The organism is Xanthobacter sp. BG11Y11_SDJG (assembly GCF_057364445.1).
The window spans coordinates 1-24251 of the sequence record NZ_JBNFNU010000004.1; the positions used below are offsets into that span (position 1 = coordinate 1).

The 24251-nt window shown below is 66.5% G+C and carries 19 protein-coding genes and 3 pseudogenes; 14 read left to right on the forward strand and 8 right to left on the reverse strand.

Going from position 1 to position 24251, the window contains the following annotated elements; genetic code table 11:
* Positions 1-365 precede the first annotated feature (365 nt).
* Entirely contained in the window at positions 366-1250 is an 885-nt protein-coding gene (locus AC2W7M_RS01365; RefSeq protein WP_486129487.1) for a hypothetical protein, read from the forward strand.
* A 453-nt stretch (positions 1251-1703) separates the two neighbouring features.
* On the opposite strand, the gene AC2W7M_RS01370 is transcribed toward AC2W7M_RS01365, so the two are convergent.
* The 6 genes from AC2W7M_RS01370 to AC2W7M_RS01395 all read right to left on the reverse strand — a co-directional run bounded on the left by AC2W7M_RS01370 (position 1704) and on the right by AC2W7M_RS01395 (position 8900).
* Positions 1704-1922 (reverse strand): hypothetical protein, encoded by a 219-nt coding sequence (locus tag AC2W7M_RS01370; protein WP_486129488.1) that lies wholly within the window; start codon positions 1920-1922, stop codon positions 1704-1706.
* A gap of 93 nt (positions 1923-2015) precedes the next feature.
* On the reverse strand, positions 2016-3077 hold the full coding sequence (locus tag AC2W7M_RS01375) for a winged helix-turn-helix transcriptional regulator (protein ID WP_486129489.1): 1062 nt from the start codon (positions 3075-3077) through the stop codon (positions 2016-2018).
* Between the two features lie 36 nt (positions 3078-3113).
* Positions 3114-4772: an AMP-binding protein gene (locus AC2W7M_RS01380; protein ID WP_486129490.1), complete on the reverse strand. Its 1659-nt coding sequence runs from the start codon at positions 4770-4772 to the stop codon at positions 3114-3116.
* Positions 4773-4788: 16 nt separating this feature from the next.
* Positions 4789-6345, reverse strand: a complete 1557-nt coding sequence (locus tag AC2W7M_RS01385) for an indolepyruvate oxidoreductase subunit beta family protein (protein ID WP_486129491.1) — start codon at positions 6343-6345, stop codon at positions 4789-4791.
* Positions 6342-8483, reverse strand: a complete 2142-nt coding sequence (locus tag AC2W7M_RS01390; RefSeq protein WP_486129492.1) for a thiamine pyrophosphate-dependent enzyme — start codon at positions 8481-8483, stop codon at positions 6342-6344. The genes AC2W7M_RS01385 and AC2W7M_RS01390 overlap by 4 nt, the downstream gene beginning before the upstream one ends.
* Before the next feature lie 3 nt (positions 8484-8486).
* Positions 8487-8900, reverse strand: a complete 414-nt coding sequence (locus AC2W7M_RS01395) for a thioesterase family protein (RefSeq protein WP_486129493.1) — start codon at positions 8898-8900, stop codon at positions 8487-8489.
* Between the two features lie 189 nt (positions 8901-9089).
* Here AC2W7M_RS01395 and AC2W7M_RS01400 point away from each other — a divergent pair, with 189 nt between their 5' ends.
* The 7 genes and pseudogenes from AC2W7M_RS01400 to AC2W7M_RS01430 all read left to right on the forward strand — a co-directional run bounded on the left by AC2W7M_RS01400 (position 9090) and on the right by AC2W7M_RS01430 (position 16079).
* On the forward strand, positions 9090-10676 hold the full coding sequence (locus AC2W7M_RS01400; protein ID WP_486129494.1) for an enoyl-CoA hydratase/isomerase family protein: 1587 nt from the start codon (positions 9090-9092) through the stop codon (positions 10674-10676).
* 80 nt (positions 10677-10756) lie between these two features.
* Positions 10757-11903, forward strand: a pseudogene (locus AC2W7M_RS01405) (ABC transporter substrate-binding protein).
* A gap of 63 nt (positions 11904-11966) precedes the next feature.
* Positions 11967-12840, forward strand: a pseudogene (locus AC2W7M_RS01410) (branched-chain amino acid ABC transporter permease).
* A 107-nt stretch (positions 12841-12947) separates the two neighbouring features.
* Positions 12948-13793: pseudogene (locus AC2W7M_RS01415) on the forward strand (branched-chain amino acid ABC transporter permease); the annotation flags it as partial.
* The gene (locus AC2W7M_RS01420) at positions 13790-14575 is read left to right on the forward strand and encodes an ABC transporter ATP-binding protein (RefSeq protein ID WP_486129495.1); all 786 of its coding nucleotides are present in this window, start codon (positions 13790-13792) and stop codon (positions 14573-14575) included. The pseudogene AC2W7M_RS01415 and the gene AC2W7M_RS01420, both read left to right, overlap by 4 nt.
* A complete protein-coding gene (locus AC2W7M_RS01425) occupies positions 14568-15272 on the forward strand; it encodes an ABC transporter ATP-binding protein (RefSeq protein ID WP_486129496.1) in 705 nt (234 codons plus the stop codon). The genes AC2W7M_RS01420 and AC2W7M_RS01425 overlap by 8 nt, the downstream gene beginning before the upstream one ends.
* A 408-nt stretch (positions 15273-15680) precedes the next feature.
* Complete coding sequence (locus AC2W7M_RS01430; protein WP_486129497.1) at positions 15681-16079, forward strand: recombinase family protein; 399 nt, start codon at positions 15681-15683, stop codon at positions 16077-16079.
* Positions 16080-16154: 75 nt separating this feature from the next.
* Here the strand turns inward: AC2W7M_RS01430 and AC2W7M_RS01435 are convergent, their stop codons facing one another.
* Positions 16155-16394 carry a hypothetical protein gene (locus tag AC2W7M_RS01435; protein WP_486129498.1) on the reverse strand — a complete coding sequence of 80 codons (240 nt, stop codon included), beginning with the start codon at positions 16392-16394 and terminating at the stop codon, positions 16155-16157.
* A 339-nt stretch (positions 16395-16733) separates the two neighbouring features.
* Between AC2W7M_RS01435 and AC2W7M_RS01440 the strand changes: the two genes are divergently transcribed.
* The 5 genes from AC2W7M_RS01440 to AC2W7M_RS01460 all read left to right on the forward strand — a co-directional run bounded on the left by AC2W7M_RS01440 (position 16734) and on the right by AC2W7M_RS01460 (position 22631).
* Positions 16734-17438, forward strand: a complete 705-nt coding sequence (locus AC2W7M_RS01440) for a helix-turn-helix domain-containing protein (RefSeq protein ID WP_486129499.1) — start codon at positions 16734-16736, stop codon at positions 17436-17438.
* A gap of 173 nt (positions 17439-17611) precedes the next feature.
* Positions 17612-18820, forward strand: coding sequence for a CaiB/BaiF CoA transferase family protein (locus tag AC2W7M_RS01445; RefSeq protein WP_486129500.1), 1209 nt, complete (start codon positions 17612-17614; stop codon positions 18818-18820).
* Positions 18821-18822: 2 nt separating this feature from the next.
* Entirely contained in the window at positions 18823-19794 is a 972-nt protein-coding gene (locus AC2W7M_RS01450) for a hydroxymethylglutaryl-CoA lyase (RefSeq protein WP_486129501.1), read from the forward strand.
* Between the two features lie 74 nt (positions 19795-19868).
* Positions 19869-21332, forward strand: a complete 1464-nt coding sequence (locus tag AC2W7M_RS01455; RefSeq protein ID WP_486129525.1) for an aldehyde dehydrogenase — start codon at positions 19869-19871, stop codon at positions 21330-21332.
* A 93-nt stretch (positions 21333-21425) separates the two neighbouring features.
* Positions 21426-22631: an ABC transporter substrate-binding protein gene (locus AC2W7M_RS01460; protein ID WP_486129502.1), complete on the forward strand. Its 1206-nt coding sequence runs from the start codon at positions 21426-21428 to the stop codon at positions 22629-22631.
* 405 nt (positions 22632-23036) lie between these two features.
* On the opposite strand, the gene AC2W7M_RS01465 is transcribed toward AC2W7M_RS01460, so the two are convergent.
* The gene (locus tag AC2W7M_RS01465) at positions 23037-23198 is read right to left on the reverse strand and encodes a hypothetical protein (protein WP_486129503.1); all 162 of its coding nucleotides are present in this window, start codon (positions 23196-23198) and stop codon (positions 23037-23039) included.
* A gap of 302 nt (positions 23199-23500) precedes the next feature.
* Between AC2W7M_RS01465 and AC2W7M_RS01470 the strand changes: the two genes are divergently transcribed.
* Positions 23501-24232 carry a hypothetical protein gene (locus tag AC2W7M_RS01470; RefSeq protein ID WP_486129504.1) on the forward strand — a complete coding sequence of 244 codons (732 nt, stop codon included), beginning with the start codon at positions 23501-23503 and terminating at the stop codon, positions 24230-24232.
* Positions 24233-24251 lie beyond the last annotated feature (19 nt).

Below are 24251 nucleotides of genomic sequence, written 5' to 3' on the forward strand. Positions count from 1 at the left end.
TAACGGCAGGTCAGGGTTCGATCCTCCGGACACCAAATGTATAGATATAATGATTGATTTTACGTGAAAATTTCTGACGTCAAGATTGTCAGCCCCAGCATCTGCCCTAGCGGGTGAGTTAGATCGCTGTGGGCCGTGGTGGACATAACCGGGATTTGCCGGGATCAGGCGGGATTTAGCGGGACGGCGAAAGCACGCTGCCACTCTGCGTGGGCTGGCACTACTCTATAGCCAAGCATGCAGTTTTGAGTTGTAATGCGCACGGTGAGTCGTGGCACTGCGTGGGGGCGCTCATGCCGGAGATTTCCTAGAGGGACTGGGTTCTTGCAGAGCCTGGCTTCTTTGCTCGGATAGGCCATCACCTCATGCGATTTGCGCGGCGCTCTTTACCCGGCATGTTTTCAGCAGAACTGACGGTCGGCAGCATATTGTTGCTTATGGCCCAAGTCGCTGTTTTAGCGGGAATTTCTCTTACACCCGTTGCCTTTGCAGCAATTTTCCCGGCCAAAGACGCTGAGCCGGGCATCCCAGTGTCGGCATGGTGGCAGGCATTGCTCCTTTTGGCCCTGCAAATAGCAAAATTCGTGCTCGAAAAGATCAAAACCAAGGGGGCAAATCACCGACATAAGATGCAACATCTATCCGACATGTCCGTATCTCTTACGCATGCAATTGGTCATATCGCGGGATTAATCCGAGCCAATCCAAGATCAAATCAGGATACAGAACATCTTTTGCATCATGCACTAACCTGCATATCGTCAATTGTTAAATTATGTACGAACAATAATGACGATAGATATTTCTGCGCTACGCTTTTGACGTTCGAATCTGACGGCACAGCTCGAATCAGGGCCCGTTCGGCCTCTCATCGGCCAACAGGGAAATCAGTCCCTCAGGAAGAGACAATCGCCTATTGGGTGTCCAGGTACGGCGCAGAGAACAAGGTGGTTCATGACTTCCCATCGGAATGCAGGAAGCACGCTCTGCGGATGTTGAGCTACAAAAGCCTGTCGACGCCCACTTCTCCGCCCTATGTCAGCATTCTCCTTCTCCCTCTGCCACCTGTTCGCCTGAATGGCTTGGGCGAAGTGCGAAAAGGCGTTGTGACGATTGACGCGGGCAAATGCTACGAGTTTCTGGGGAGCGAAACCGCTATCCAGGTCAGAGTGGGCGGCTACCTGGAGTTGATCAATGTGCTCCTCATGGGGCACACTACGGGCGTCCAACCGGAGGTGAGCGATGTCTGAAGCTCTGGTTAAGCAGGACGACGCTGCGGCGATGCTAGAGGCCGCAAGAGAGGGACGCCTTGCTGTCCCGAGCGTGTTTGCAGCCCTTAGAGAGGGGCGGCTCGATGAGGACAAGGCCAAGTCCATCCTCCGCGAATTAGAGGCGGGTCGCCAAATATCGATTGTTCGCCTGATCCGCTCTCTGCGGGCTGGCTTGCCGGTGTCCCTATAGAGTCTCTCTGGCCGCACGAAACGCCTACCGAAAGGGACTCGAGCTCTATCTCTCTTTGGCGGGGACCCACACCCCCACGATGCGCCCCACCAGCTTCTCGGCCGCGTGCTCGGTGGTGTAGGGGCCCTCGCTGGTGCCGACCTGGCCCGAGCGGAGCGCCGCGGCATAGTCATCGGGATACGTGGGCGGGATCCAGTGACAGGCCGACCAGCAGGGCGCCAGTTCATAGCCCTCCTCATAGGCTAGCGAAGGCGCGCGCACCCGTGGCCCGGGCGGAAGTAATAGGGTCGGCTGCGCATCTGGCAGATGGCGAAGATCAGGCCGCAGTCGGTGTGCCGGCTGGCGTAGAAGGTCAGGAACAGCTCGCCCTGCGCCGGCTGGCGGTCGGAGAGGTCCACCACGGCGAACTCGCCGCGGCGCAGGTGCGGATGGAAGGCGTCACCCTCCACCAGGAACGTCATGCTTCGAGGAGGCTGTACAGCGCCTCCTTGAGGTCGCGCACGCGGTCGAGCACCTGAATAAATAAAGAGCCCATCTGTCGAGGTATGTTTTTGTTATCGGTGCGATTCGCCCAGGACTTCCGGCAAATATAGCGGAACCAGCCGCACGTCTGCGGGGGCGACCGGCTCACCAGTGGCCGGCACGATAACAATGGCCCGTGTCGTCTCGCCGGTGCTCACGGAGACGAAGCGCGAGGTCGTGCCCCGCCCTTGCCGAAGCCAGCGGTCGCCCCAGGTCTTCAGCAGCACCATCGGGCAGTAGGTATCACGCCCCTTGGGTGTCAGGCGGTAGGCGCCGCCGTCGCCCTGCTTTTCGAGGAAGCCGTGCGACACGAGATTTTCCAGCCGCGAGGCCAGCACGTTCGAGGCGATGCCGAGATTGTGGGAGAATTCGTCGAAGCGGCTGTTCCCGTGGAAGAATTCCTGGAAGATCATGAATGTCCAGCGGTCCCCCACGAGGGCAAGGGTCCGCTCCATGGAACAGGGCCTTAGCCCTCGGGCCTGCCGGGCCCGATCCATGCGATAGGTGCGGGCGAGGGGCTCGTCCCGCGCGCGCCAGTAGCCCGGATCGATCTCGAACTTCACGCTGCGCGGGTTGAGGGGCGAGCGATCGTGCTCCCAGACCAGAAGCGGAGAGAACCAAGTGCGCGACGGCTCGTGGAAGAGCGCGAGCGGCGGAATGCCGTCCCACAGCCACTTGTCGCCGTACCACATGAGCCCGAGCAAGGCGGGGAACAGGTCTCTCCCGCTGTCCGTGAGCACGTACCGCTTCCAGGATCCGCCGGAGCCAAGCGAGACGCTCTCCAGCAGCCCGCCGCTGACGAGGCTGGTCAGCGCCTTGGTGAGCGTCGCGCGCGGCATGCCCAGCCGGGCGGCGAACTCGTTGAACCGCTCGGCCCCGAAGAACGCCTCGCGAATGATCAGGAAGCGCCAGGGATCGACGAGAATCTGCAGTGTGTCGGAGATTTCCGAATCCCGCTCGCGGCCAGGCGGGGCGAACTTGTCCGGGCGGGAAGCCGCCGCCGCGGCGCGGAGCGAAGCCGGCGCATCAGGGCCCTTGAGCATCCGTCCCGCGACAGGCGTGCGCTCGTGGCGTGCGTTTGGCTTGGTGCTCAACGGACGTGGGGCTCCATCTTCATTCGGCCAGACCTATCATGCCGGCCGCCGTTCCTCCAAAGCCCGCTGCTCCAGCTCCATCTCCCGCATCCGGAATTTCTGCACCTTGCCGCTGGCGGTCGCTGGAAACTCCGTGACAATGCGCACCACGCGCGGGATCTTGTAGGTGGCGATGCGGCCTTTGCACTGGTCCTGGATCTGTGGGGCGACGGCGCCGGAGCCCGGCTTCAGACGCACCCAGGCGCAGACCTCCTCCCCATAGACCTCCGAAGGCACGCCGAAGACATAGGCGTCGCTCACCTCGGGCAAAGTGAGGAGATATTCCTCCACCTCGCGGGGATAGATGTTTTCGCCGCCGCGGATGATGGTGTCCTTCAGCCGGCCGACGATCTGGGTGTATCCGTCCGCCCGCATCACGGCGAGGTCACCGGAATGCATCCAGCCGTCGGCGTCGATCGCCTGGGCGGTGGCGTCGGGGCGGTTCCAGTAGCCGCGCATCACGGAATAGCCCCGGACGCAGAGTTCGCCGCGCTCGCCCAGCGGGACGGTGGCGCCGGACGTCGGGTCCACCACCTTCGCCTCCAGGTGCGGCTGGACGGCACCGACCGTCGAGACACGCACGTCAACGCTGTCATTGGCGCGCGACTGGAACGAGATCGGGGAGGTCTCCGTCATGCCGTAGACCACGGTGATCTCCCGCATGTTGAGCGTGGAGATGATGGCGTTCATGGTCGGCAGCGGGCAGGGTGCCGCGCCGATCGCGCCGGTCCGAAGCGACGACAGGTCGAGCGCGGCGAGGTCGGGATTGCCCAGCATGGCGATGAACATCATCGGCACGCCGTAGAGTGAGGTGCAACGCCGCGTCTCCACGGCCTTGAGGGTCTCAAGGGGGTCGAAGCTCTCGCCCGGCAGCACGATCTCGCAGCCGTGCGTCACCGCCGCGAGCGCCCCCAGCACGATGCCGAAGCAGTGGAAGAACGGCACCGGCATGCAGATGCTGTCGTGCGGTGCGAGCCGTTGGCGCAGCCCCACGCAGCGGCCGTTGTTCAGGATGCCATGATGGGTGAGCAGCGCGCCCTTGGGGCGGCCCGTGGTGCCCGAGGTGTATTGCAGGTGGCACGGCGCATCGAACGGCACCTGCGCCTCGCGGGCGCGTATGTCGTCCTGCGGTATCGCCGCGGCGGCGGCCAGAAAGTCATGCCACCGGGTCATGGCGGCCGGGGCAGGCTCCTCGCCGAAGACCACCACCGTGCGCAGGTCCGGAAGACCGCGGGCGATGGCGTCTATCGCCGAAAGGTAGGAATAGCCGCGGAAGGATGGCGGGCAGAACAGCAGGCTGGCCCCGGAATCGGCGAGAATATACCGCGCCTCCTCCGCCCGGAATGCGGGGTTGACCGGCACCAGGATCGCGCCGGCACGCACCGCCCCGTGGTGCGCCGCCAGCCATTCCCAGCGGTTGGCGCTCCAGATGGCGACCCTGTCTCCCGCCTGGATTCCGTGAGCGATAAGGGCGCCGGCCACCTGGTCGCTCAGGGCATCGAGCGCCGCATAGGTCAGGCTCTTATAACCCTGGAAGACGCTGCAGATGGCCGGTCTGTCCGCAAACCGCTCCGCCGTCTGGCGCAGCGCGGCGCCGATGGTCATCTCCAGCAGCGGGGGATCGGTTTCCCCCTGGACCTGAGAAAGCGCGACCACGTCTCTCCTCCCCGATTCAAGCCGAGACGGCGCGCGCCAGATGCGCCGTGTCGCGTTCCACGTGGTAACCTGCAATGACCGTATCGAGCGCATCGCCCTCCGGGTCCGCGACCGCCGCCCGGCGCGCTTGCGCCACCTCGTGCGCCGCGGATCGTCCCGATGCGATCGCGGGCGTCACCACCGCTTCGAACAGCAGGTCGAAATTGCGCAGGCCCCGACGATAGGTGCCGCTGTAGCCCTTCACCAGTGTCGCCGCATCGGCGACCGCGAGGCCGAAATCGTAGTCGATCCGGGCGGCCGCCAGCACCGCCTCGTACCAGCGCGCCGTGAGGGCGCTCTCCTGGGAGAAGCGCCACGAGCCGCGCCGCAGCCGCCGCATCCTCGCCAGCAGCCGCATCAGGAGGAAGCCGGACACCGTATCGCTGCGCACGTGGAGCCCCACATGCAGCCGGTGCTCGATGCCGCGTCGGCGCGCCCAGCCCAGCAGCCGGTCACCGAGGCGTGGCGGCAGCACCGCGCAGACCTCCTCGAGGCCCGGCTTCAGGAACTCCGTCACGTGGAGCAACTGGTCCGGCTGGGCCCGCGTCTCCGCACGCACGGCGGAGAAGCGCTCAGCCCGGGTCTTCAGGTCGGCGACGCGGATTACGTCCTCATACGTCATGCGCAAGGCGAGGTTGCGCGCTCCCTCGATGGTGAGGCGCCAGCCTCGGGTCGCTCCGTTGAGCGCGCGATCGAGAGCCAGCAACGCCCGGACGCGCTCCAGATACGCCTCGCCATAGGCGGCATCCTGATAATCGCACGCCCGCGCATGGCCGTGCCCCACCACGAAGCGCGTCTCCACCGGGAAGTCGGCGAGCGGCGCGCTGCCTGTGCCGGGCCTCAAGGGCTCCGGGCCGGGGCGGCTGCCCGAGCCCACCGCCTCGCCCCGCCGCCGGCGCGCAGAGACGAGCATGTAGCCGCGCTTGCTGGCGGCGACGCCCTTTCCGCCGGCCTCGATCGCGGCCTCGAAATGGGCCGGATCGATGGGGAGCGCGCCCGATCCCGCCAGTGCGCCCAGCAGCACCGCATTGATGACGGTGCCGGCCTCTTCCGCCGCCCGCTCCATGTCGAAGATCACCGCACGGTGCGACAGGTCGTGGGCCGCCTTCAGCGCCCGCGCCGCGTCGAAGCGCCCGTCCTCCATGGCGATCTTCTCGGACGTGGCATAGACCCGGTGGCTGGAGGCGATGAGCGTGGTGCGGTCGGCGGTGACATAGCCGTTCTGCACCGCGCGGGCGGCCTCCACCAGCTCCGAAGCCACCATCACGTCCACGTCGCCGGGGACCGGGGTGAGGGCGAACACCACCCGCCGATCCCCGAGCTCGTCGATCGGGATCTCGCAATATTCGAGATAGTAGGTGGTGGCGCCGGTGCGCTGGGCGACGCCCGGAATCGACGTGGTCTGGCACAACAGGCCGGCGCGGCGGATGGCGGTAGCGATCCAGTCGGCCAGCACGCCGCCGCCCTCGCCGCCGAGGGCGGCCACGAGGATGGCGCGGTTGCGCGGGATGTCGCCGGTGATGCGGGCATTCATGCAGGCGATCCCTGGCGCGAGAGGAAGAAACCGATCACGGCGCCGCGCACGGCCGCCAGAAAGCGGTCCGTCCGGGTCGGGTTCTGGATGATCTCCGCCTTGTAGAAGGAGGGGCAGAGCACGGCCGCGTGCGCCACCTCTCCGCAATTGCCGCAGCCGACGCAGCCGTTGGTGACGTGGGCCACCGGAGCGGTCCGCAGCGGATCGGACGACTGCTTGACCGTGAGCGTCGGGCAGCCGGACAAGCGAATGCAGGAATGGTCGCCGGTGCAGGTCGCCTCATCCACGCCGTAGCGCGTGCGCACCACCCGCTCGCCGGCCTTGGCCCTGGCGGCGATGACCGGCTTTTCCCGCCGCTGGCGGGCGAGCATGCATTCGCCTTCGGCGATGATGACGCGCAGGCCCTTGCCGCGGGCGAGGATGGCATCCTTCAGCGCGGTCACCACGGCGCCGACGCGATAGCTGCCCACGGTGCGCACCCATTTCACGCCGACGCCCTTCAGCGCCGCCTCGATGGCCATGCCGCTCGCCTCGTCGCGCGAATTGGTGCCGGTGGAGGGGATGTGCTGATGGCCGGTGGCGGAGGCATAGCCGTTCTTCAGGATCACCAGCACGCCCTCGTCCCGGTTGAAGACGTGGTTGGCGATGCCGGTGGTCAGCCCCTGATGCCAGAAGCCGCCGTCGCCCATGATGGAGACGACGGGATTGCGCATCATGGACGACAGCCCGCTCGACGAGGCGAGGCCCAATCCATATCCCAGGATGGTGTTGCCCACCTTGAACGGCTCCAGCGTCGCGAAGCTGTGGCAGCCGATGTCGGCGCTGACGTGGACCTGCCCCACCTGCTCCTGAACCAGCTTAATGGCGCTGAACACCGGCCGTTCGGGGCAGCCGGTGCAGAAGCCCGGCGGACGGGCGGGAACCGGTGCCCCTAGGATGTCGAGCGCCTTGCGCCGGCTCTCCTCGATGCGGCGGACCTTCTGTGCGGCCTCATGGGCATCGACGCCGGTGGCGCGGGCGCGCGACAGGAACTTGGCGATGCCGTCCATGAGAACGGCCGCGACGTATTCGCCCGCCTCGGGTAGGACATTCTTGCCGTGCACCCGGGTGGTGGCCTCGGCGTCGGCGAGCAGCGCCTTGATCTGCTGCTCGATGAAGTTGGGCTGCCCCTCTTCGATCACCAGAACCGCCTTCTTGCCCGCGGCGAAATCCGAAATCTCCTGCGGCACCAGCGGGTAGACGCAGTTGAGCACAAGCAGGGGAATGCGCGAGGCGCCGGTGGAATCGGCCAGGCCGAGCGCCCGGAGGGCGGCGATCACATGGTTGTACATGCCGCCCTGGAGGATGAAGCCGACCTCCTCGATGTCGCCGCCGACGCGCTCGTTGATCTTGTGCTCGGCGATGTAGGCGACCGCCGCAGGCCAGCGCACGTCAATCTTGTGGCGCTCCTGGACATAGGTTGCGGGCGGCAGGGAGATGCGGTCCTTGTGGAAGACCGGGGTCTCGATCACGGTCCGCGTGGACAGGCGCGGGCGCACGTTGTCCCGCGCGCGGAAGCGGCCGGTCATGTGGCAGGCGCGGATGCGCAGCTCCATCATCACGGGGGTGTTGCTGGCCTCGGACAGCTCGAAGCCGCGCTCGACCAGATCGACGATGTTGCCGAGTTCGGGGCGCGGGTCGAGCAGCCAGAACTGCGATTTCATCGCGAAAGCGTGCGAGCGCTCCTGGATGATGGAGGATCCCTCGCCGTAGTCCTCGCCGACGATGATCAGGGCGCCGCCCGTCACTCCCGCCGAGCACAGGTTGGAGAGCGCATCGGAGGCTACGTTGGTGCCGACGACGGACTTGAAAGTGACGGCGCCCCGTACGGGATAGTTGACGGAGGCGCTCAGCATCGCCGCCGCGCCGGCCTCGTTGGCGCAGGTGTCGAGATGGACGCCCAACTCGTCCAGGAGGTCGCCGGCGTCGCTCAACACGTCCACAAGCGCCGAGATGGGCGCGCCCTGATAGCCGCCGACATAGGACACGCCCGATTGCAGCAGCGCCTTGGTGACCGCGAGGATGCCTTCGCCCTCGAAATACTCGCCTTCGCCGAGCTTCAGCTGGGCGACCTCTTCGTGGAATGAGCGTTCAGGCATGGATCATCTCCCGCTGGACTGGGCTGTGGCGAGACCCGCCTGCAGGGCGCGGACCCGCGCCTCGAGCCGTGCCACCTCCACCACGCTGCGCAAATGCTGCGCCGTGCCGATCACCTCGCCTCCCGCCCGCACCGTTGCTTCGAAACTGACGCGGCGGTCTTCGGCGGAAGAGATGGCGACGTCGATCTCCACCTCCGCACCGAGAACGGCCGCGCCGCGATGGGCCAGATTGACCTCCACGCCCACGCTGTCCTGTCCCGGCGCGATGACCTCCAGAAGCAGGTCCCGGCAGGCCATTTCCACGTCGTAGAGCATGTTCGGGGTGCCGTAGACCCGCAGGGCGGGGCCCATGAAGGTGATGGCGCGCGCATCGTCCACGACGACGCGGCGCCGGGCGCGAGCGCCTGCCGCAATCATTCCGCCTTCTCCGGAGCGTTTCCTCTCACCCACCATGACCACAATGGTTCATAAAAGCAAGTAGGAGGTGCCGGAGACAGGCGTGGGCTCGGGTAAAAATTTATTGACACGCGACATTCACGAGGTCCGTGAGAGACAATTTTATGAAAAAATTGTTTTAAAACAAGCTATTAAAGGGATTTCGATGCCGTGGGTGCGCATCTGGAAATCTCCGTTCTCCGCATTGATCCACCGCAAAATTCCGGCCAAAACCGTGCAAATGCTGCACCGCAGCGCATTCATGCACTTGTTTTCATGAACTACTTATGTAGGCTTCGCTTGTCGCCGGGGTTCAAGCCTTCTCAGGCACGAAGGCGCGCCGTGGGCGCTGTACGCAAAACAGTAATTGGGGAGCGGATCATGGAGCAGGGTCGATCTGCCGGTTGGGCAGCGTCGCAGGAACCGGCGTGGTTCGGCGGGGCGCCCGCCGTGGGCGGAGTGTTCGAGCAGGATGTCGCGACCCATGCGGCCTGGTGGCAGGAAGGGCTCGATCTGCTGGCCGCACTGCCGGCGAAAGGCCGGCGCGCCGCGGGCGACCAGGTGCTCGCCGATCGGATCCTCGCCGCATCGCGCGCCGCCCGCTCCGGCTTCCTGACCCGCCACGGCGCCGAACTGTATGAGCGCCTCACGGGCGGCCGCTCGCGGTTCGTGCGGGTGGAGGAACTCGCCTATGGCGCCGCCGTGCTGGTGCCCGGCCTGGTGCCGACCGAGGCCCAGGTCCAGGCCGAGGCGGCGCGCACGCAGAAGGACAAGGACGGCCACGAGTTCGACCAGGGCCTGCTGTTCAACCAGTTTCTCGGCGAGCCGGCGTCCGGCATGCACCTCTGCCACGCGATGCTGCGCCCGCGCGCCGAATCGCTGGAGGCGCTCGATCGCCTGCGCAAAGACGGGCGGATCGATTTCGGCACCGCAGTGATCGAGCGGCACGGCCGGGCGGCGATCGTCTCCATGAAGAACCCGCGCTATCTGAATGCGGAGGACGACAGCACGGTCGACAATGTGGAGATCGCCGTCGATCTCGCGCTGCTCGATCCCGATAGCGACATCTGCGTGCTGCGCGGTGCGCCGATCACTGGCGGCAAGTATGACGGCCAGGGCGTGTTCTGCACCGGCATCAACCTGACGCAGCTCTATCAGGGCAAGATTTCCTACCTCTGGTACTTGGTGCGCGACCTCGGATTCATCAACAAGATGTTCAGAGGACTTGCGGGCGACGGCAGCCCGGAGGAAGTGTTTGGCGAAACGCGGGAGAAGGCCTGGGTGGCCGCGGTGGAAAAGTTCGCCATCGGCGGCGGCTGCCAGTATCTGCTCGCCTGCGACTATGTCCTCGCCGCGAGCGACGCCTACATGACGCTGCCGGCCCGCAAGGAGGGCATCATCCCCGGCGTCGCCAACATGCGCCTGCCGCGGTTCGTCGGCGATCGCACGGCCCGCCAGGCGGTGATGTACGAGCGCCGGCTCGATTGCGACAGCCCCGAAGGGCGCATGATCTGCGACGAGATCGTCGCGCCCGAGGCGCTCGAGGAGGCGCTGGCCAACGTGCTGGACCGGCTGACCAATTCGGGCGTGGTGAGCGCCGCGAGCAACCGGCGCGCCTTCCGCATCGCCCATGAGCCGCTGGACCATTTCCGCGCCTACATGGCCGTCTACGCCCGCGAGCAGGCGCACTGCCATTTCTCGCCGGCGCTGATCTCCAATCTCGAGCGCTTCTGGAACGCTGATAAGCGCGCCGCCTGAAGGCGGCAGCGAAACGGTCCGGATCAACCGGGCCGCGTCGGGTCCCCCGGTCCGGCGCGTCAAAACAGGAGAGGAACGCCATGGTTGCACGAATTCTTGGAAGCGTCGCCATCGCGGCCACGCTCGTTGCGGGCGGCTGGTCGGGCGCTCGCGCGGAGGAAATCCGCATCGGCTCGGTGGTGTCGTCCACGGGGCCGGCCTCGTTGCTCGGCGATCCACAAAAGCGCACGCTGGAGATGCTGGTCGAAGATATCAACGCCAAGGGCGGCATCAAGGGCAACAAGCTGAAGCTCGTGCTCTATGACGACGGCGGCGACGCCAATGCCGCCCGCACCTTCGCCACGCGCCTCGCGGAAGAGGACAAGGTCGCGGTGGTGATCGGCGGGTCGACCACCGGCACCACCATGGCGATGGCGCCGGTGTTCGAGGATGCCGAGATCCCCTTCATGTCCTTCGCGGGGGCGATCCAGGTGATCAAGCCGTGCGCAAGTGGGTCTTCAAGACCCCGCACACCGACCTCATGGCCTGCGAGAAGATCTTCACCGATCTCAACGCGCGCAAGCTCTCCAAGGTGGCGTTGCTGTCCGGGACCGACGGCTTCGGCAAGTCCATGCGCGACCAGTGCGTGGCCACCGCGCCGAAGTTCGGCATCGAGGTGGTGCACGAGGAAACCTACGGCCCGCGCGATGCGGACATGACGCCCCAGCTCACCAACATCAAGAACAAGGCCGGCGTCCAGGCCATCATCATTCCCGGCATCGGCCAGGGTCCCGCCATCGGCGTGCGCAACTACAAGCAGCTCGCCATCGCCCTGCCGCTCTATGTGAGCCATGGCGTCGCCTCCAAGGAGTTCATCGCGCTCGCCGCGAGGGCGCGGAAGGCGTGCGCCTGCCGGCCGCCGCCCTGCTGCTCGGCGACAAGCTCGCCGCGGACGATCCCCAGCGGCCGGTCGTTCTCGACTATACCAGGGCCTACGAGAAGAAGACCGGGCAGCCGGTCTCGGGCTTCGGCGGCTTCGCCTATGACGGCTTCATGATGGTCGCCGAGGCCATGAAGCGCGCGCCGAGCAGCAAGCCTGCGGCGATCCGCGACGAGATCGAGAAGACCAAGGGCTTCGTGGGCGTCGACGGCATCTACAACATGTCGCCGCAGGACCATATGGGCCTCGATCTGTCGGGCTTCCGGATGGTGGAGATCCGCAAGGGCGACTGGGTCGCGGTCCCCTGACGCGCGCGCCGGCTCCGGAGCGGTTCGCTCCGGAGCCTTCTCTTCCCGATGCGGACGGGTGCCATGACCACCGAACTACTTCAGTTCACCTTTTCGGGCCTGACGGTCGGCGCGGTTTACGCATCGGTCGCCCTCGGGTTCACGCTGATCTACAATGCCTCGCACGTGGTCAATCTGGCCCAGGGCGAGTTCGTCATGCTGGGCGCGATGTCGACGGTGTTCCTCGCCGCGGCGGGACTGCCGCTGCCCGTGGCGATGATCCTCGCGGTGCTCATCTCCATGGTGGCAGGCTTGGCGCTGCATCGCTTCGCCATCGCTCCGGCGCGGGGGGCCGACCCGATCGCGCTCATCATCATCACCATCGGCGCGTCGATCTTCCTGCGCGGCCTGGCGCAGATCGTGTTCGACAAACGCTTCCATTCGCTGCCGCCGTGGTTCGGCGCAGAGCCGATCGTGATCGGGGGGGCGGCGGTGCTGCCGCAGAGCCTCGTGGTGCTCGCCGGCATGCTGGTGGTGCTCGTGGGCCTCTGGCTGTTCATGACCCGCACGCTGTTCGGCCGGGCCATCCTGGCGGCGTCCAACAATCCCATGGCCGCGACGCTGGTTGGCATCAACGTGCCGGTGATCGTGGCCGCAACGTTCCTCATTTCCTCCCTGCTCGGGGCGGTGGTGGGCATCCTCGTCACGCCGATCACCCTGACCAGCTACGATGCGGGTACCATCCTCGCACTCAAGGGCTTCGCCGCCGTCATGCTTGGCGGCATCGGCAACCCGCCGGGCGCGGTGCTGGGCGGACTGCTGCTGGGCCTTGCGGAATCGTTCGGCGCCGGCCTGATCTCCTCGCAATACAAGGACGCCATCGCTTTCGTGATCCTGCTGGCCGTGCTGCTGCTGCGCCCCGGGGCTGCTCGGCGGCGCCGCGCTCGAGAGGGTATGACGATGCTGAACCGCATGCTGCGCTCCCGCTACCTGCCGGCATTCCTGATGCTCGCGGCGATGCTGGCGCTGCCTTATGTATTGCCGTCCACCTACTATCTGAGGGTGGCAAGCATGGTGTTCGTGTTCGCGCTCGCCGCCATGGGCCTCAACCTTTTGCTGGGGCTTGCCGGGCAGGTCAGCCTCGGCCATGCCGGCTTCATGGGCGTCGGTGCCTATGCGGTCGCGATCGGACCGACGCATCTTGGTGTGCCGGCCATCCCATCCGCCCTTGCCGGCGTCGCGCTCTCGTGCCTTCTGGCCTATCTGATGGGCCGGCCGATCCTGAAGCTGAAGGGCTATTATCTGGCCGTGGCGACGCTCGGCTGCGGCCTGCTGATCTCGATGGTGCTCACCAATGAGGCGCAGTGGACGGGCGGACCTGACGGCATGGGCGTGCCGCGCCTGGTCCTGTTCGATGCGCCGGTGCGCGGCGTGCAGACTTGGTACTATGTCTGCGGCGTGGCACTGGTCGTCGGCATGGTCGTCGCCATCAATCTGACCTTCAGCCCGACCGGCCGCGCACTGCGCGCGATCCGCGACAGCGAGGTCGCCGCGCGGGTGGTGGGCATCGACGTGGCGCGGCAGAAACTGTTCGTCTTCGTGCTCTCGGCGGCCTATGCCGCCGTGGCGGGCTCGCTGCTCGCTTTCGTCAACGGGCACATCACGCCCGATGCCACCTCCGGCTTCCTGCGCTCCATCGAGCTGATCACCATGGTGGTGCTGGGGGGCACGGGAGCGGTGCTCGGCCCGGTGGCGGGGGCCGCCATCCTGGTCATCCTGCCCCAGGCGCTCACCGTGTTCCACGACTACGAGCATATGATCCTCGGCCTCGTGATGATGGGCTGCATGATCGCGCTGCGCCAGGGCCTCGTGCCGGCGCTGACCGCGCGCTTCCGGGAGCGCACCGCATGAGCATCCTGCTGCGAGCTGAGGACATCTCCATCTCGTTCGGAGGCATCAAGGCCGTGAGCGGCGTCTCGCTGGCGGTGGAGAGCGGTGAGATCCTGTCCATCATCGGCCCCAACGGCGCCGGCAAGACCACCTTCTTCAACATCATATCCGGGCTCTATCTGCCGTCGCAGGGCCGGGTGATGCTCAAGGACGAGGACGTCACCGGGCGCCCTCCGGAGAGGCTCGCGCGCCGCGGCCTGTGCCGGACGTTCCAAAACCTCCAGGTGTTCTTCGGCATGAGCGCCCTGGAGAACGTGATGGCCGGCCGCCACCGGCACGAGCGCACCGGCGCCCTGTCGCACATACTGGGCCTTCGCAGCGTGGGCCGGGAGAACGCGCGGAGCGCGGCGGAGGCCAGGGAGAAGCTCGATTTCGTCGGCTTGGCCGACCTTGCCGAGCGGTCCGCCGGCGGCCTGTCCTACGGCGCGCTCAAGCGCCTGGAGATCGCCCGCGCCCTCGCGAGCGAGCCGGAACTGCTGCTGCTCGACGAGCCGGCAGCCGGCTGCAACGGCACCGAGACCGCCCAGATCTCGGAGATCATCCGCAAGATCGCCGGCGCCGGCATCACCGTCGTTCTGGTCGAACATGACATGAAGCTCGTGATGCGCATCTCCGACCGCATCCTGGTGCTGGAGCAGGGCCGGGCGCTGTGCCTCGGGCCGCCATCGGTGGTGCGCGGCGACAGCCGGGTTCAGGCGGCCTATCTCGGCCAGCACGGAACGCGGGAGGCCCACGTTGCTTGAGATCGATCGCGTCTGCTGCGCCTATGGCCGCGTCGAAGTGCTCCACTCGGTCTGCCTGACGGTCGAGCAGGGCGAAATCGTGACACTGCTCGGTGCCAACGGAGCCGGCAAGACCACGCTGCTGCGCGCCATTTCCGGCATATGCCCGCTCACCGGCGGCGCGATCCGCTTCGAGGGCGAGCGGCTCGATCTCGTGCCTCCGCACCGGCGGGTGGAACGGGGCATCGCGCAGGTTCCGGAGGGCCGGCAGATCTTCACCGCGCTCTCGGTTGAGGACAACCTGCGGCTGGGCGCCTGGCGGCGGTCCGATGGCGCCGCCATCGCTCGGGACCTGGAGCGGGTCTTCGCCCTGTTCCCGGTGCTGGCGGAGCGGCGCGCTTCGGTTGCCGGCGGGCTTTCGGGCGGGCAGCAGCAGATGCTCGCCATCGGCCGGGCGCTGATGGGCAGCCCGCGCCTGCTCCTTCTGGACGAGCCCAGCATGGGCCTTGCGCCCCTGCTCATCGATCAGGTGATGGCGACCATCGTTGAGCTGAAGCGGAGCGGGCTCACCATCCTGCTGGTCGAGCAGAACGTTTCGGCAGCTCTCTCCATCGCCGATCGCGGCTATGTGCTGGAAACCGGAAGCATCGAGATCGCCGGGCGCGCGAGTGATCTTCTGACCAATCCCGAAGTAGCCTCCTCTTATCTCGGTATGTAGCCCGCCGAGTGTCGCACAGGCCGTTTCAGCCGGTCAGCACACGAAGAACAGAGTCGGCGAGGTTGCCCAGCGCGAACCGAGCTACGCTTGGCGCAGACGCCTGCGCACGAGCCGATGAGCGACATCCGGATCACGAACTTAGCTTAACGTGCGATTTCAGGTTGAACTGGTATAGCAGCGCCTCGTGCCTATGGTCGGCTGGCCCCTCATCAGCCCGCCCTCCCTCCGCATGACCAACAGAAGTAGAGCTTGATGCCATCAGAAAACTGACCATTCAGGGCAATCGGTTTACCACAAAAGCTCACTTTGCCATCATGTCTGTCTCAAAAATCAAAATATTTGAGACATTTTGAGGCGCATTGTTTTCAATGACTTGATTATCTCATTTATTAGTCTCATAATGTGCAAATGATCGTTGGCTATGCACGCGTATCAACTGATGGACAGGCGCTCGAAAGACAGATCGAATACCTCAAATCCACAGGCTGCCAAAAGATCTTCGCCGAGACGGCGAGTGGTGCCAAGACCGATCGCCGCGAGCTGCGCCGCTGCGTTGCAAGCCTGTCTGACGTCGACGTACTTGTGGTGGTCCGGCTCGATCGCCTGGCACGGTCGACGCGGGATCTGCCGAACGTGCTGGCGGAGGTGGGGGAGAAGGGCGCGGCCTTTCGATCCCTCTCCGACGCTTGGGCAGACACCACGACGCCCCATGGCCGGCTGATGCTGACGGTCCTGGGCGGCTCGCCGAGTTGTCATCTTCCACCAGGAACGTCATGTGGTCCGGCGGGAGCGTCGGGAACATCATGAGGGCGCCCAGCTTGGGCTGATGCTCCAACGGGACGGCCGGAAGCTGCGGCTTGGGAGCGAGGGCGCGCTTGGGCATCAGGCGGCTCCATTCCTTGCTTCGAGGAGGCTGTACAACTCGTCCTTAAGGTCGCGCACGCGGTCGAGAACCTGAAGAAGGCCCCAATGCGTGGCCTCCGACACCATGACGGTGTCGCCCGGTCCCGCCATGGCGTCTTCTTTGTCGTCCCGCACAAGGGCCGCCATGTTCGCGAGCGCGCAGATTGAGCCGTCAAGGGAATCCAGACCGGGGCGTGGCGCACACTGCGCCGGGAACATCACCGCCGAAGCGGTGGCGCCGGCGGAGAGGGCCGCCGCGCCGTCGCAGGCCGGGCGGTGGAGAGGCTTGCGCTCAGCCGTTGGCCCCTCCAGCGTTCAGGATGGCGAGGCATGTAGCCAAGTTTGCACGCGTCTCGATGCCTACAAAGGGAGCGTGCCTACATGGCGCTGACGGACATGGCGCTGGCGAACCTCGCGATGCGGGTCCCCCAGAGCGAAGATCGCGCTCAAGCCTCATGATCTCGCGGCGCCGGTTCGGGAGCGCGAACAAGGGGATGGGCTAGCAATGGAGATTGCTCTCGCGCTACACCGTATCGACCTGCCGATGGTGCAATCCCGATGGCGTGGTTCGGCTCCGTGATCGAGTGGCAGATGCGAAAGACCAGGACGCAGAACAGTTTAGCTCAAGCGACGAAGGCCCCCCTCCCGTCCGCTGCGCGTGTTGCCCTCGATGCCCGCGGCAAGTCCCCGAGCGTCGCGCCGGTCATGGCCGATCTCGGCCCCAGGATACGCCGGCTGCGCCAGGAACTCGGCCTGACCCTGGAGGACCTGTCTTCCCGCTCCGGCGTGAGCCGCGCCATGCTGTCGAAGGTGGAGCGCGCGGAAAAGTCCCCCTCTTTGTCCATCGCGGTGGGCATCGCGACCGGGCTCGATGTCAGTCTCTCCTCCCTCCTCGGGTCACAGCCGGACGGGGCCAAGGTGCGCATCGCACGGCGCGGCGAGCGCATCACCTATGTCGACCCCGACACGGGTTTCGAGCGCAGCGTCCTGTCGCCTGCACACGACGAGACCGGGGTGGAAATCCTCCTGCATGTGATCCCCCCTGGACAATCATCCGGCATCCTGCCGGCCTATACCGCGCCGACCGAAAAGTACATTATCGTCCATTCCGGCGAGCTGATGGTGGAAATCGGCGACGAGACCTATTTGATCCAGACGGGGGACACGTTCCATTTCGAATTGAATAGACCCTATATCCTGCGCAATGCAGGGGATATCGTCTGCCAATATTATGTTGTCATAATCCGCAAGCCGCTGATTTGAACGGACGCGCCGGAGCACCGCTTGGACATGTCCGGCCCACGCATGAAATTCTATCATAGAAGATTTTTTCTTCCATCGCAGAATTTGTCATGTTAGAAGGGCTCCCGGCAGCCTGAAGAACGCGCGAGACGTCCTCACGGCTGATCGACCTTGTCGATGGGTGGGAGGCCTCCATGTCAGCGCCTGCGGGTGCCTTGTCGCATTTGAGGGCGATCGAGGTCGGGGCCTTCATCGCCGGCCCGTTCTGCGGCCAGATCCTGGCCGACCTCGGTATGGACGTGATCAAGGTCGAGCCCCCTGGACGCGGTGACGCCATGCGCACCTGGGGAGCGGCGCGCACGTCCAACGGCAAGTCCCTGTGGTGGCCGGTGATCGGACGCAACAAGCGCAGCCTCAGCCTCGACCTGCGCAAGCCCGACGGCCGCGACATCCTGCGTCGGCTGGTCGCCGAGGCCGACGTGCTGATCGAGAATTTTCGCCCCGGCACGCTGGAGGGGTGGGGGCTCGCGCCCGAGGACCTGCGGCGCGACAATCCGAGCCTCATCGTCGCCCGGGTGTCGGGCTTCGGCCAGACCGGCCCCTACAGCGAGAAGGCCGGCTTCGGGGCCGTGGCCGAGGCGATGGCGGGGCTGCGCACCCTCACCGGATATCCGGACCGACCGTCCACCCGCGTCGGCATCTCGATCGGCGATTCCCTCGCCGGCCTTTATGCCGCCATCGGCGTGCTGACGGCGGTCGTCGCTCGCGGGCAGCGCGCCGGCGCCGGCCAGACCATCGACGTCTCCATCGCCGAGGCGGTCCTCGGCGTGATGGAGAGCATCCTGTCGGAACAGGCGGCGACCGGTGCCGTGCGGACCCGCTCCGGGCCGATCCTGCCCAAGATCGCGCCCTCCAACGTATACCCCACCGCCGAGGGCGGCGAGGTGGTGATCGCCGCCAATGCCGATGGCCTGTTCCGCCAGCTCTGCGAGGCCATGGGGCGGCCGGGCCTTGCCGACGATCCCGCCTTTGCCACCCACGAAGCCCGCGGCGACCGGCAGGCCGAGCTCGACACCATCATCGGCGCATGGACGAAGGGCCGTCCACGGGATGAAATCATCGCCCTGATGGACCGGCACGGCATTCCCGCCGGCCCGGTCAACGACGCCGCCGCGGTGGTGTCGGATCCGCATTTCCGCGCCCGGGGCGCCATCGTCGAGGTGCCGGACGTTTCCTTTGGCTCGGTGACCATGCAGGGGCCCGTGCCCAAGCTCGACGGAACACCCGGCACGATCCGCTGGGCCGGCCCCGAGGTGGGCGCCCACACGCGCGACATCCTGGCCGGCACCCTCGGCCTTGATGCCGCCAGCCTCGACCGCCTCGCGGCCGAAGGCGTGATCTGACCATGGCGACCGCCGGACACATCACGGAGACGCCGGCCTTCGTTCGAATCGTGGAGGTCGGCCCGCGCGACGGCCTCCAGAACGAGCCGGTCGTCCTGTCTGCCGCGCAGCGAGCGGCGCTGATCGCCGATCTTGCCCAGGCGGGGCTTGCCACCATCGAGGCGGGCAGCTTCGTGTCGCCCAGGTGGGTCCCGCAGATGGACGGGACGGCCGAGGTTCTGCAGGCGACCCGCGACCTTAAGGGGGTGAGCCTTCCGGTGCTGGTGCCGAACCTGAAGGGCTTCGCGCTGGCCCGCGCGGCCGGTGCCGGCTGCATCGCCCTGTTCGCCGCCGCCACGGAGGGCTTCGCGCGGGCCAATCTCAATGGCGGGCGGGAGGAGACGTTCGCGCGCTTCGCAGCGGTGGCGCGGGCCGCGGTCGCAGAAGGGGTCAGGGTGCGCGGCTACGTCTCCTGCGCCCTGCATTGCCCCTACGAGGGCTGGGTCGCACCACGGGTGACGGCCGACCTCGCCTATCGGCTCATGGAGCTTGGCTGCTACGAGGTGTCGGTCTGCGACACCACCGGCCGCGGCACGCCCGAGCGCGCCGCGGCGATGGCGCAGGCCGCCATTGCGGCCATCTCCGCACCATCCGTCGCGGTCCATTTCCACGACACAGGCGGCCGCGCGCTCGACAACACCCGTGCGTGCCTCGATCTGGGGGTGAGAACCGTGGACAGCGCCGTCGCCGGCCTCGGCGGGTGCCCCTATTCCCCCGGTGCCGCCGGCAACCTCGACACCGAGCGCCTCGTGGCGATGCTCGACGCCGAGGGCTTTCGCCACGGGGTCGATGCCACGCGCCTGGCGGCCACCGCTGTGCAGGTGCGGGCGGCGCTGCGGGCCGGGCGGCCCATCGCCCATGCCAATCCGGAAAAACACCGCACGCAAGAGGGCCGCGGGCCCACATCTGCGTGCCAAGACGGAGTGACCCCATGAACGAGGCCAGCACCATCCCCCGCCCGACGCACGAGGAAGAGGCAGCCGGCGGCGCGGAGCTTCGCCGGCTTGAAATGTATATCGACGGCACCTGGCGCGCGGCGGCGTCCGGCCGCTGGTTCGAGACCCGCGACCCCTGTACGGACCGCCCGTGGGCGCTGCTGCCGCGCGCCGGTGCAGAGGATGTGGCCGCCGCGGTCGAGGCCGCCCATGCCGCTTTCACCAGCGGCCCGTGGCCGGCAATGAGCGCATCCGACCGCGGGCTGCTGCTGTATCGCCTCGCCGACCTCATCGCCGCGAATGCCGAGCATCTCGCCGAGCTGGAGGTGCGGGACAACGGCAAACTGATGCTGGAGATGCTGGGGCAGATGCGCTACCTGCCGCGCTGGTTCCAGTATTATGGCGGCCTCGCCGACAAGATCGAGGGATCGGTCACGCCGATCGACAAGCCTGGACTGTTCCACTACGTGGTCCACGAGCCGGTTGGCGTGGTGGGCGCGATCACCCCGTGGAATTCGCCCCTGCTGCTGACCGTGTGGAAGATCGCCCCGGCGCTGGCCGCCGGCAACACCATCGTCGTCAAGCCGTCCGAGTTCGCTTCCGCCTCCATGCTGGGGCTCGCACGGTTGTTCGAACAGGCCGGCGTTCCGAAGGGCGTGCTCAACGTCGTCACCGGCTTCGGCGAGGAGGCCGGCAAGGCCATCGTCGACCACCCGCTGGTGCGACGGATCGCCTTCACCGGTTCCGATGCCGGCGGCGCGAAGATCGCGGAGGCCGCCGGGCGCGACTTCAAGCGCGTATCGCTGGAGCTTGGTGGCAAGTCGGCGAACATCATCTTCGCAGATGCCGACATCGATGCCGCGGCGAACGGCGTCATTTCCGGCATCTTCGCCGCGGCGGGACAGACCTGCATGGCCGGCTCGCGCCTGCTCGTGCACGCCTCCGTGCACGACGCCGTGGTGGAGCGGATCCTCGCCCGCATGAAGCAGGTGAAGATCGGCGACCCGCGCGACCCGGCCACCGAGATGGGGCCGGTGGCGACCGAGCCGCAGCTCAGGAAAGTGCTGCACTATATCGACGTGGCGAAGGCCGAAGGCGCGCGCTGCGTGCTGGGCGGGACGCGATCCCTGCGGGCGGGATGCGAGAGTGGCTATTTCGTCGAGCCCACCGTCTTCGTCGACGTGACGAACGACATGCGCATCGCCCAGGAGGAGGTCTTCGGGCCGGTCCTGTCGGTCATCCGGTTCGAGACCGACGAGGAGGCCATCCGCCTCGCCAATGACAGCCGGTACGGCCTGGCGGCGGCGATCTGGACCCGCGACATGGCGCGCGCACTTCACATGCCCAAGCGGCTGCATGCGGGAACAGTGTGGGTCAATGCCTACCGCGTGGTGAGCTATCTCGCGCCGTTCGGCGGCGTCAAGGCTTCCGGCATCGGGCGGGAGAACGGCGCCGCCGCGATCATGGAGTATCTGGAGCCCAAGAGCGTTTTCATCAATCCGACGCCGGCGGTGCGCAACCCGTTCACCCTCGGCTGACCGGACCTGCGCGCATGACGTGAGCGCCACCAGACGCCCGCCGGACCGGCAAAGGCCCTGCGGTCAAAATCAAGACGAAAGGGAGGAACAAAAATGAGCAGATTTCGCGTGAAGTCAGCGTGGGTTGCCGCGCTTTCACTGGCCATCATGGGGGCGGCGAGCGCCGCGGACGAGCCCTTCCGCATCGGCGTCATCGACGACATGTCCGGCACCTATTCCGGAAACGGCGGGCCGGGCACCGTGCTCGCCACCACCATGGCGGTCGAGGATTTCGGCGGCTCCGTGCTGGGGCGCAAGATCGAGGTCATCCAAGCCGACCACCAGGGCAAGCCCGACATCGGCTCCACCCAGGCGCGCCAGTTCATCGACACGCGCGGCGTGAAGGTTCTCCTGCCGGGCGGGTCGAGCTCGGTGGGTCTCGCGGTGCAGGCGATCGCGCGCGAGCGCGGCATCACGACACTGGTCAGCGGCGGCTACGCGCCCAATTTTTCCGGTGACCAGTGCTCGCCCTATGGGACCCAGTGGGCCCCCTCAACCGCCGAGCTGGCCCGCTCGGTGGCGCGGGGCGTGGTGGAAACCGGCGGCAATCGCTGGTTCTTCATCGTCGCCGATTACGTCTTCGGCCAGACGCTCGCGAACGATGCGGGCAAGGCTGTGAAGGCCGCCGGCGGGCAGGTGCTGGGCGAGGTGAAGCATCCGCTGAACGCGGTCGATCTGTCGTCGCCTCTGCTGGCGGCGGAGTCCTCGGGTGCGAACGTGATCGGCGTCGCAAATGCCGGTCCCGACCTCGTCAACACCGTGAAGCAGTCCAGGGAGTTCGGCGTCAAGGCGAAGCTCGCCACCATGCTGGTGTTCGAGAACAATGTGACCGCGCTCGGGCTCGATGCGGCCCAGGGCCTGCGCCTCGCCGCCAACTTCTACTGGGACCTCAATCCCGAGACCCGCGCCTGGTCGAAGCGCTTCATGGAGCGCAATGGCGGCAAGGTGCCGACCATGGGCCATGCGCTCGCCTATGTGGCCACCACGCACTATCTGAAGGCTGTGGCAGACGCGAAGACCGACGATCCGACGGTCATCGCCACCAAGATGCGCGCCATGCCCATCACCGGGAACATCATCCAGAACCCGAAGATCCAGGCGAATGGGCGCGTGGTGTCCGACATGCATGTGTTCGAGGTGAAATCGCCGGCCGAATCCAAGGGCCCGGCAGACATGTACAAGCTCCTCGCCACGCTGCCCAGCGATGGACTGTTCATCCCGGCTGCCGAAAGCGGATGCCGCCATCTGATCGGGCAATAGGACCAAGCCGGCGCCCGCAGCGCGGGTCAGAGCAGGTGCCGACCAGCTTGCAAGGCAATCTGGTCGGATACCGTCCTCCAAATGCGTGAGCCTTAATCAGGAGCAACGTGCCACGCAGCGTGTCATGCTCTTCTGGTAGCGTATTCCGCAAGGGCTGCTACGCTGTGGTTGCATGACCAAACTCAGGGGACCGGGATGCGCAAGATCGGGAAAGTGGCGATGATTGCCGTTATGCTGGCAACGGTCGCTGGCTGTGGGTCGCTGTCGAACTCCAGGATTTCCGTGGGCTCGCGCTCGCCCCATATGGGGCCGGTCCCGCAGCCGGGAACGGACATTGGCGTTCCTCGGTGAGGCCCGGCAGGGGCAGTGATCGCCCTCTTGGGAGGCCATTCCTGCCCGGCCCGATCACCGGACGGCGCCATCCTCCACCGGGAACGCCATGTGGCCCGGCAGCGCCGTCGGAACCATCCTGGGGGCGCGCCGCTCGGGCCGATGCTCGAACGGAACTGCCGGAAGCTGCGCCTTGGAAGCGATGGCGCGCTTGGGCTTCAGGCGCTCCCGTCTCATCCCTCAGGCGGCCGAAAACGCCTGCTTCCAGATCGCGCACGCGGCGGAGCAACTGAAGCCGGCCCCAAAGTGGGGGGCCCAGGATGTTGCCGCGCTGTCGCCCCGTCCCGGCCGCACCGATGCAAATCTGCGCGAAAAAAATTCCTCCCGCCTGGAACCAGACGCCGTGCGCGGCGTTTCGGCCTTCGGATCGGTCTATGCCTCATTGATCTCAATCGGTCTTCGGTCGGCCGGGCGCGCCAGGGAGCGGCGTGCCCTGCGTCATGGGGAGCGCGTTGCCCTTCATTTCATCGGGGGCGATCATGCGGAAGGCCGAGGGCGTTGCGTCGTTCGATTTTGGTGCGGAAGGCATTTCAATGGCTGGCGTGCGATCCAGTAAGTCCGACCTCATCCTTTCCGCCCTGCTCGTCGCCCTCACGTTATGCACGCTGGTCGCCGATATCCTGAAGCCGATCGGCGCGGCCGTGTGGGTAATCTACGTGCTACCGGTGGCCCTGGCCTATCTGGGGCGCAGCCGGCATCTGCCGCTCGCCATCGCCGCTCTCGTCACGCTGCTCATCTCCGGCGGTCTGGTCTACGCGCCCCCGCGAGGGGTCGATCCCCTGCTGGCGCTCACCAACCGCTTGCTTGGCCTCGGCACCGCCTGGATCATCGCCGCGACCGGCTACTACTTCATATCCAGCAAGGTGACGCTGGAACGCCAGGAATGGTTCCAGTCGGCGCAGGCCGGCCTTGCCGCACGCATGTCCGGCGAGGTGACGCTCGACCAGCTGAGCGAGCGCGTCACGACCTTCCTGGCCGAGTATCTCAACGCCCAGGTGGCCGCGCTCTATCTGGTGCAGGCGGATGCGCTCACCCGGGGCGCGACCTACGCCTTGCCCGATCCGGAGGCGGCGCCGAGCAGCCTCAAATTGGGGGAGGGCCTGATCGGCCAGGCGGCGCGTGACCGGCGCTCTTTCCTCGTCCGCCAGGTGCCGGAGGGGTATATTTCCTATGGTTCCAGCCTCGGGCGCGCGCGCCGGCCAGTCTGCTGATCGTCCCCGCCGAAGCCGA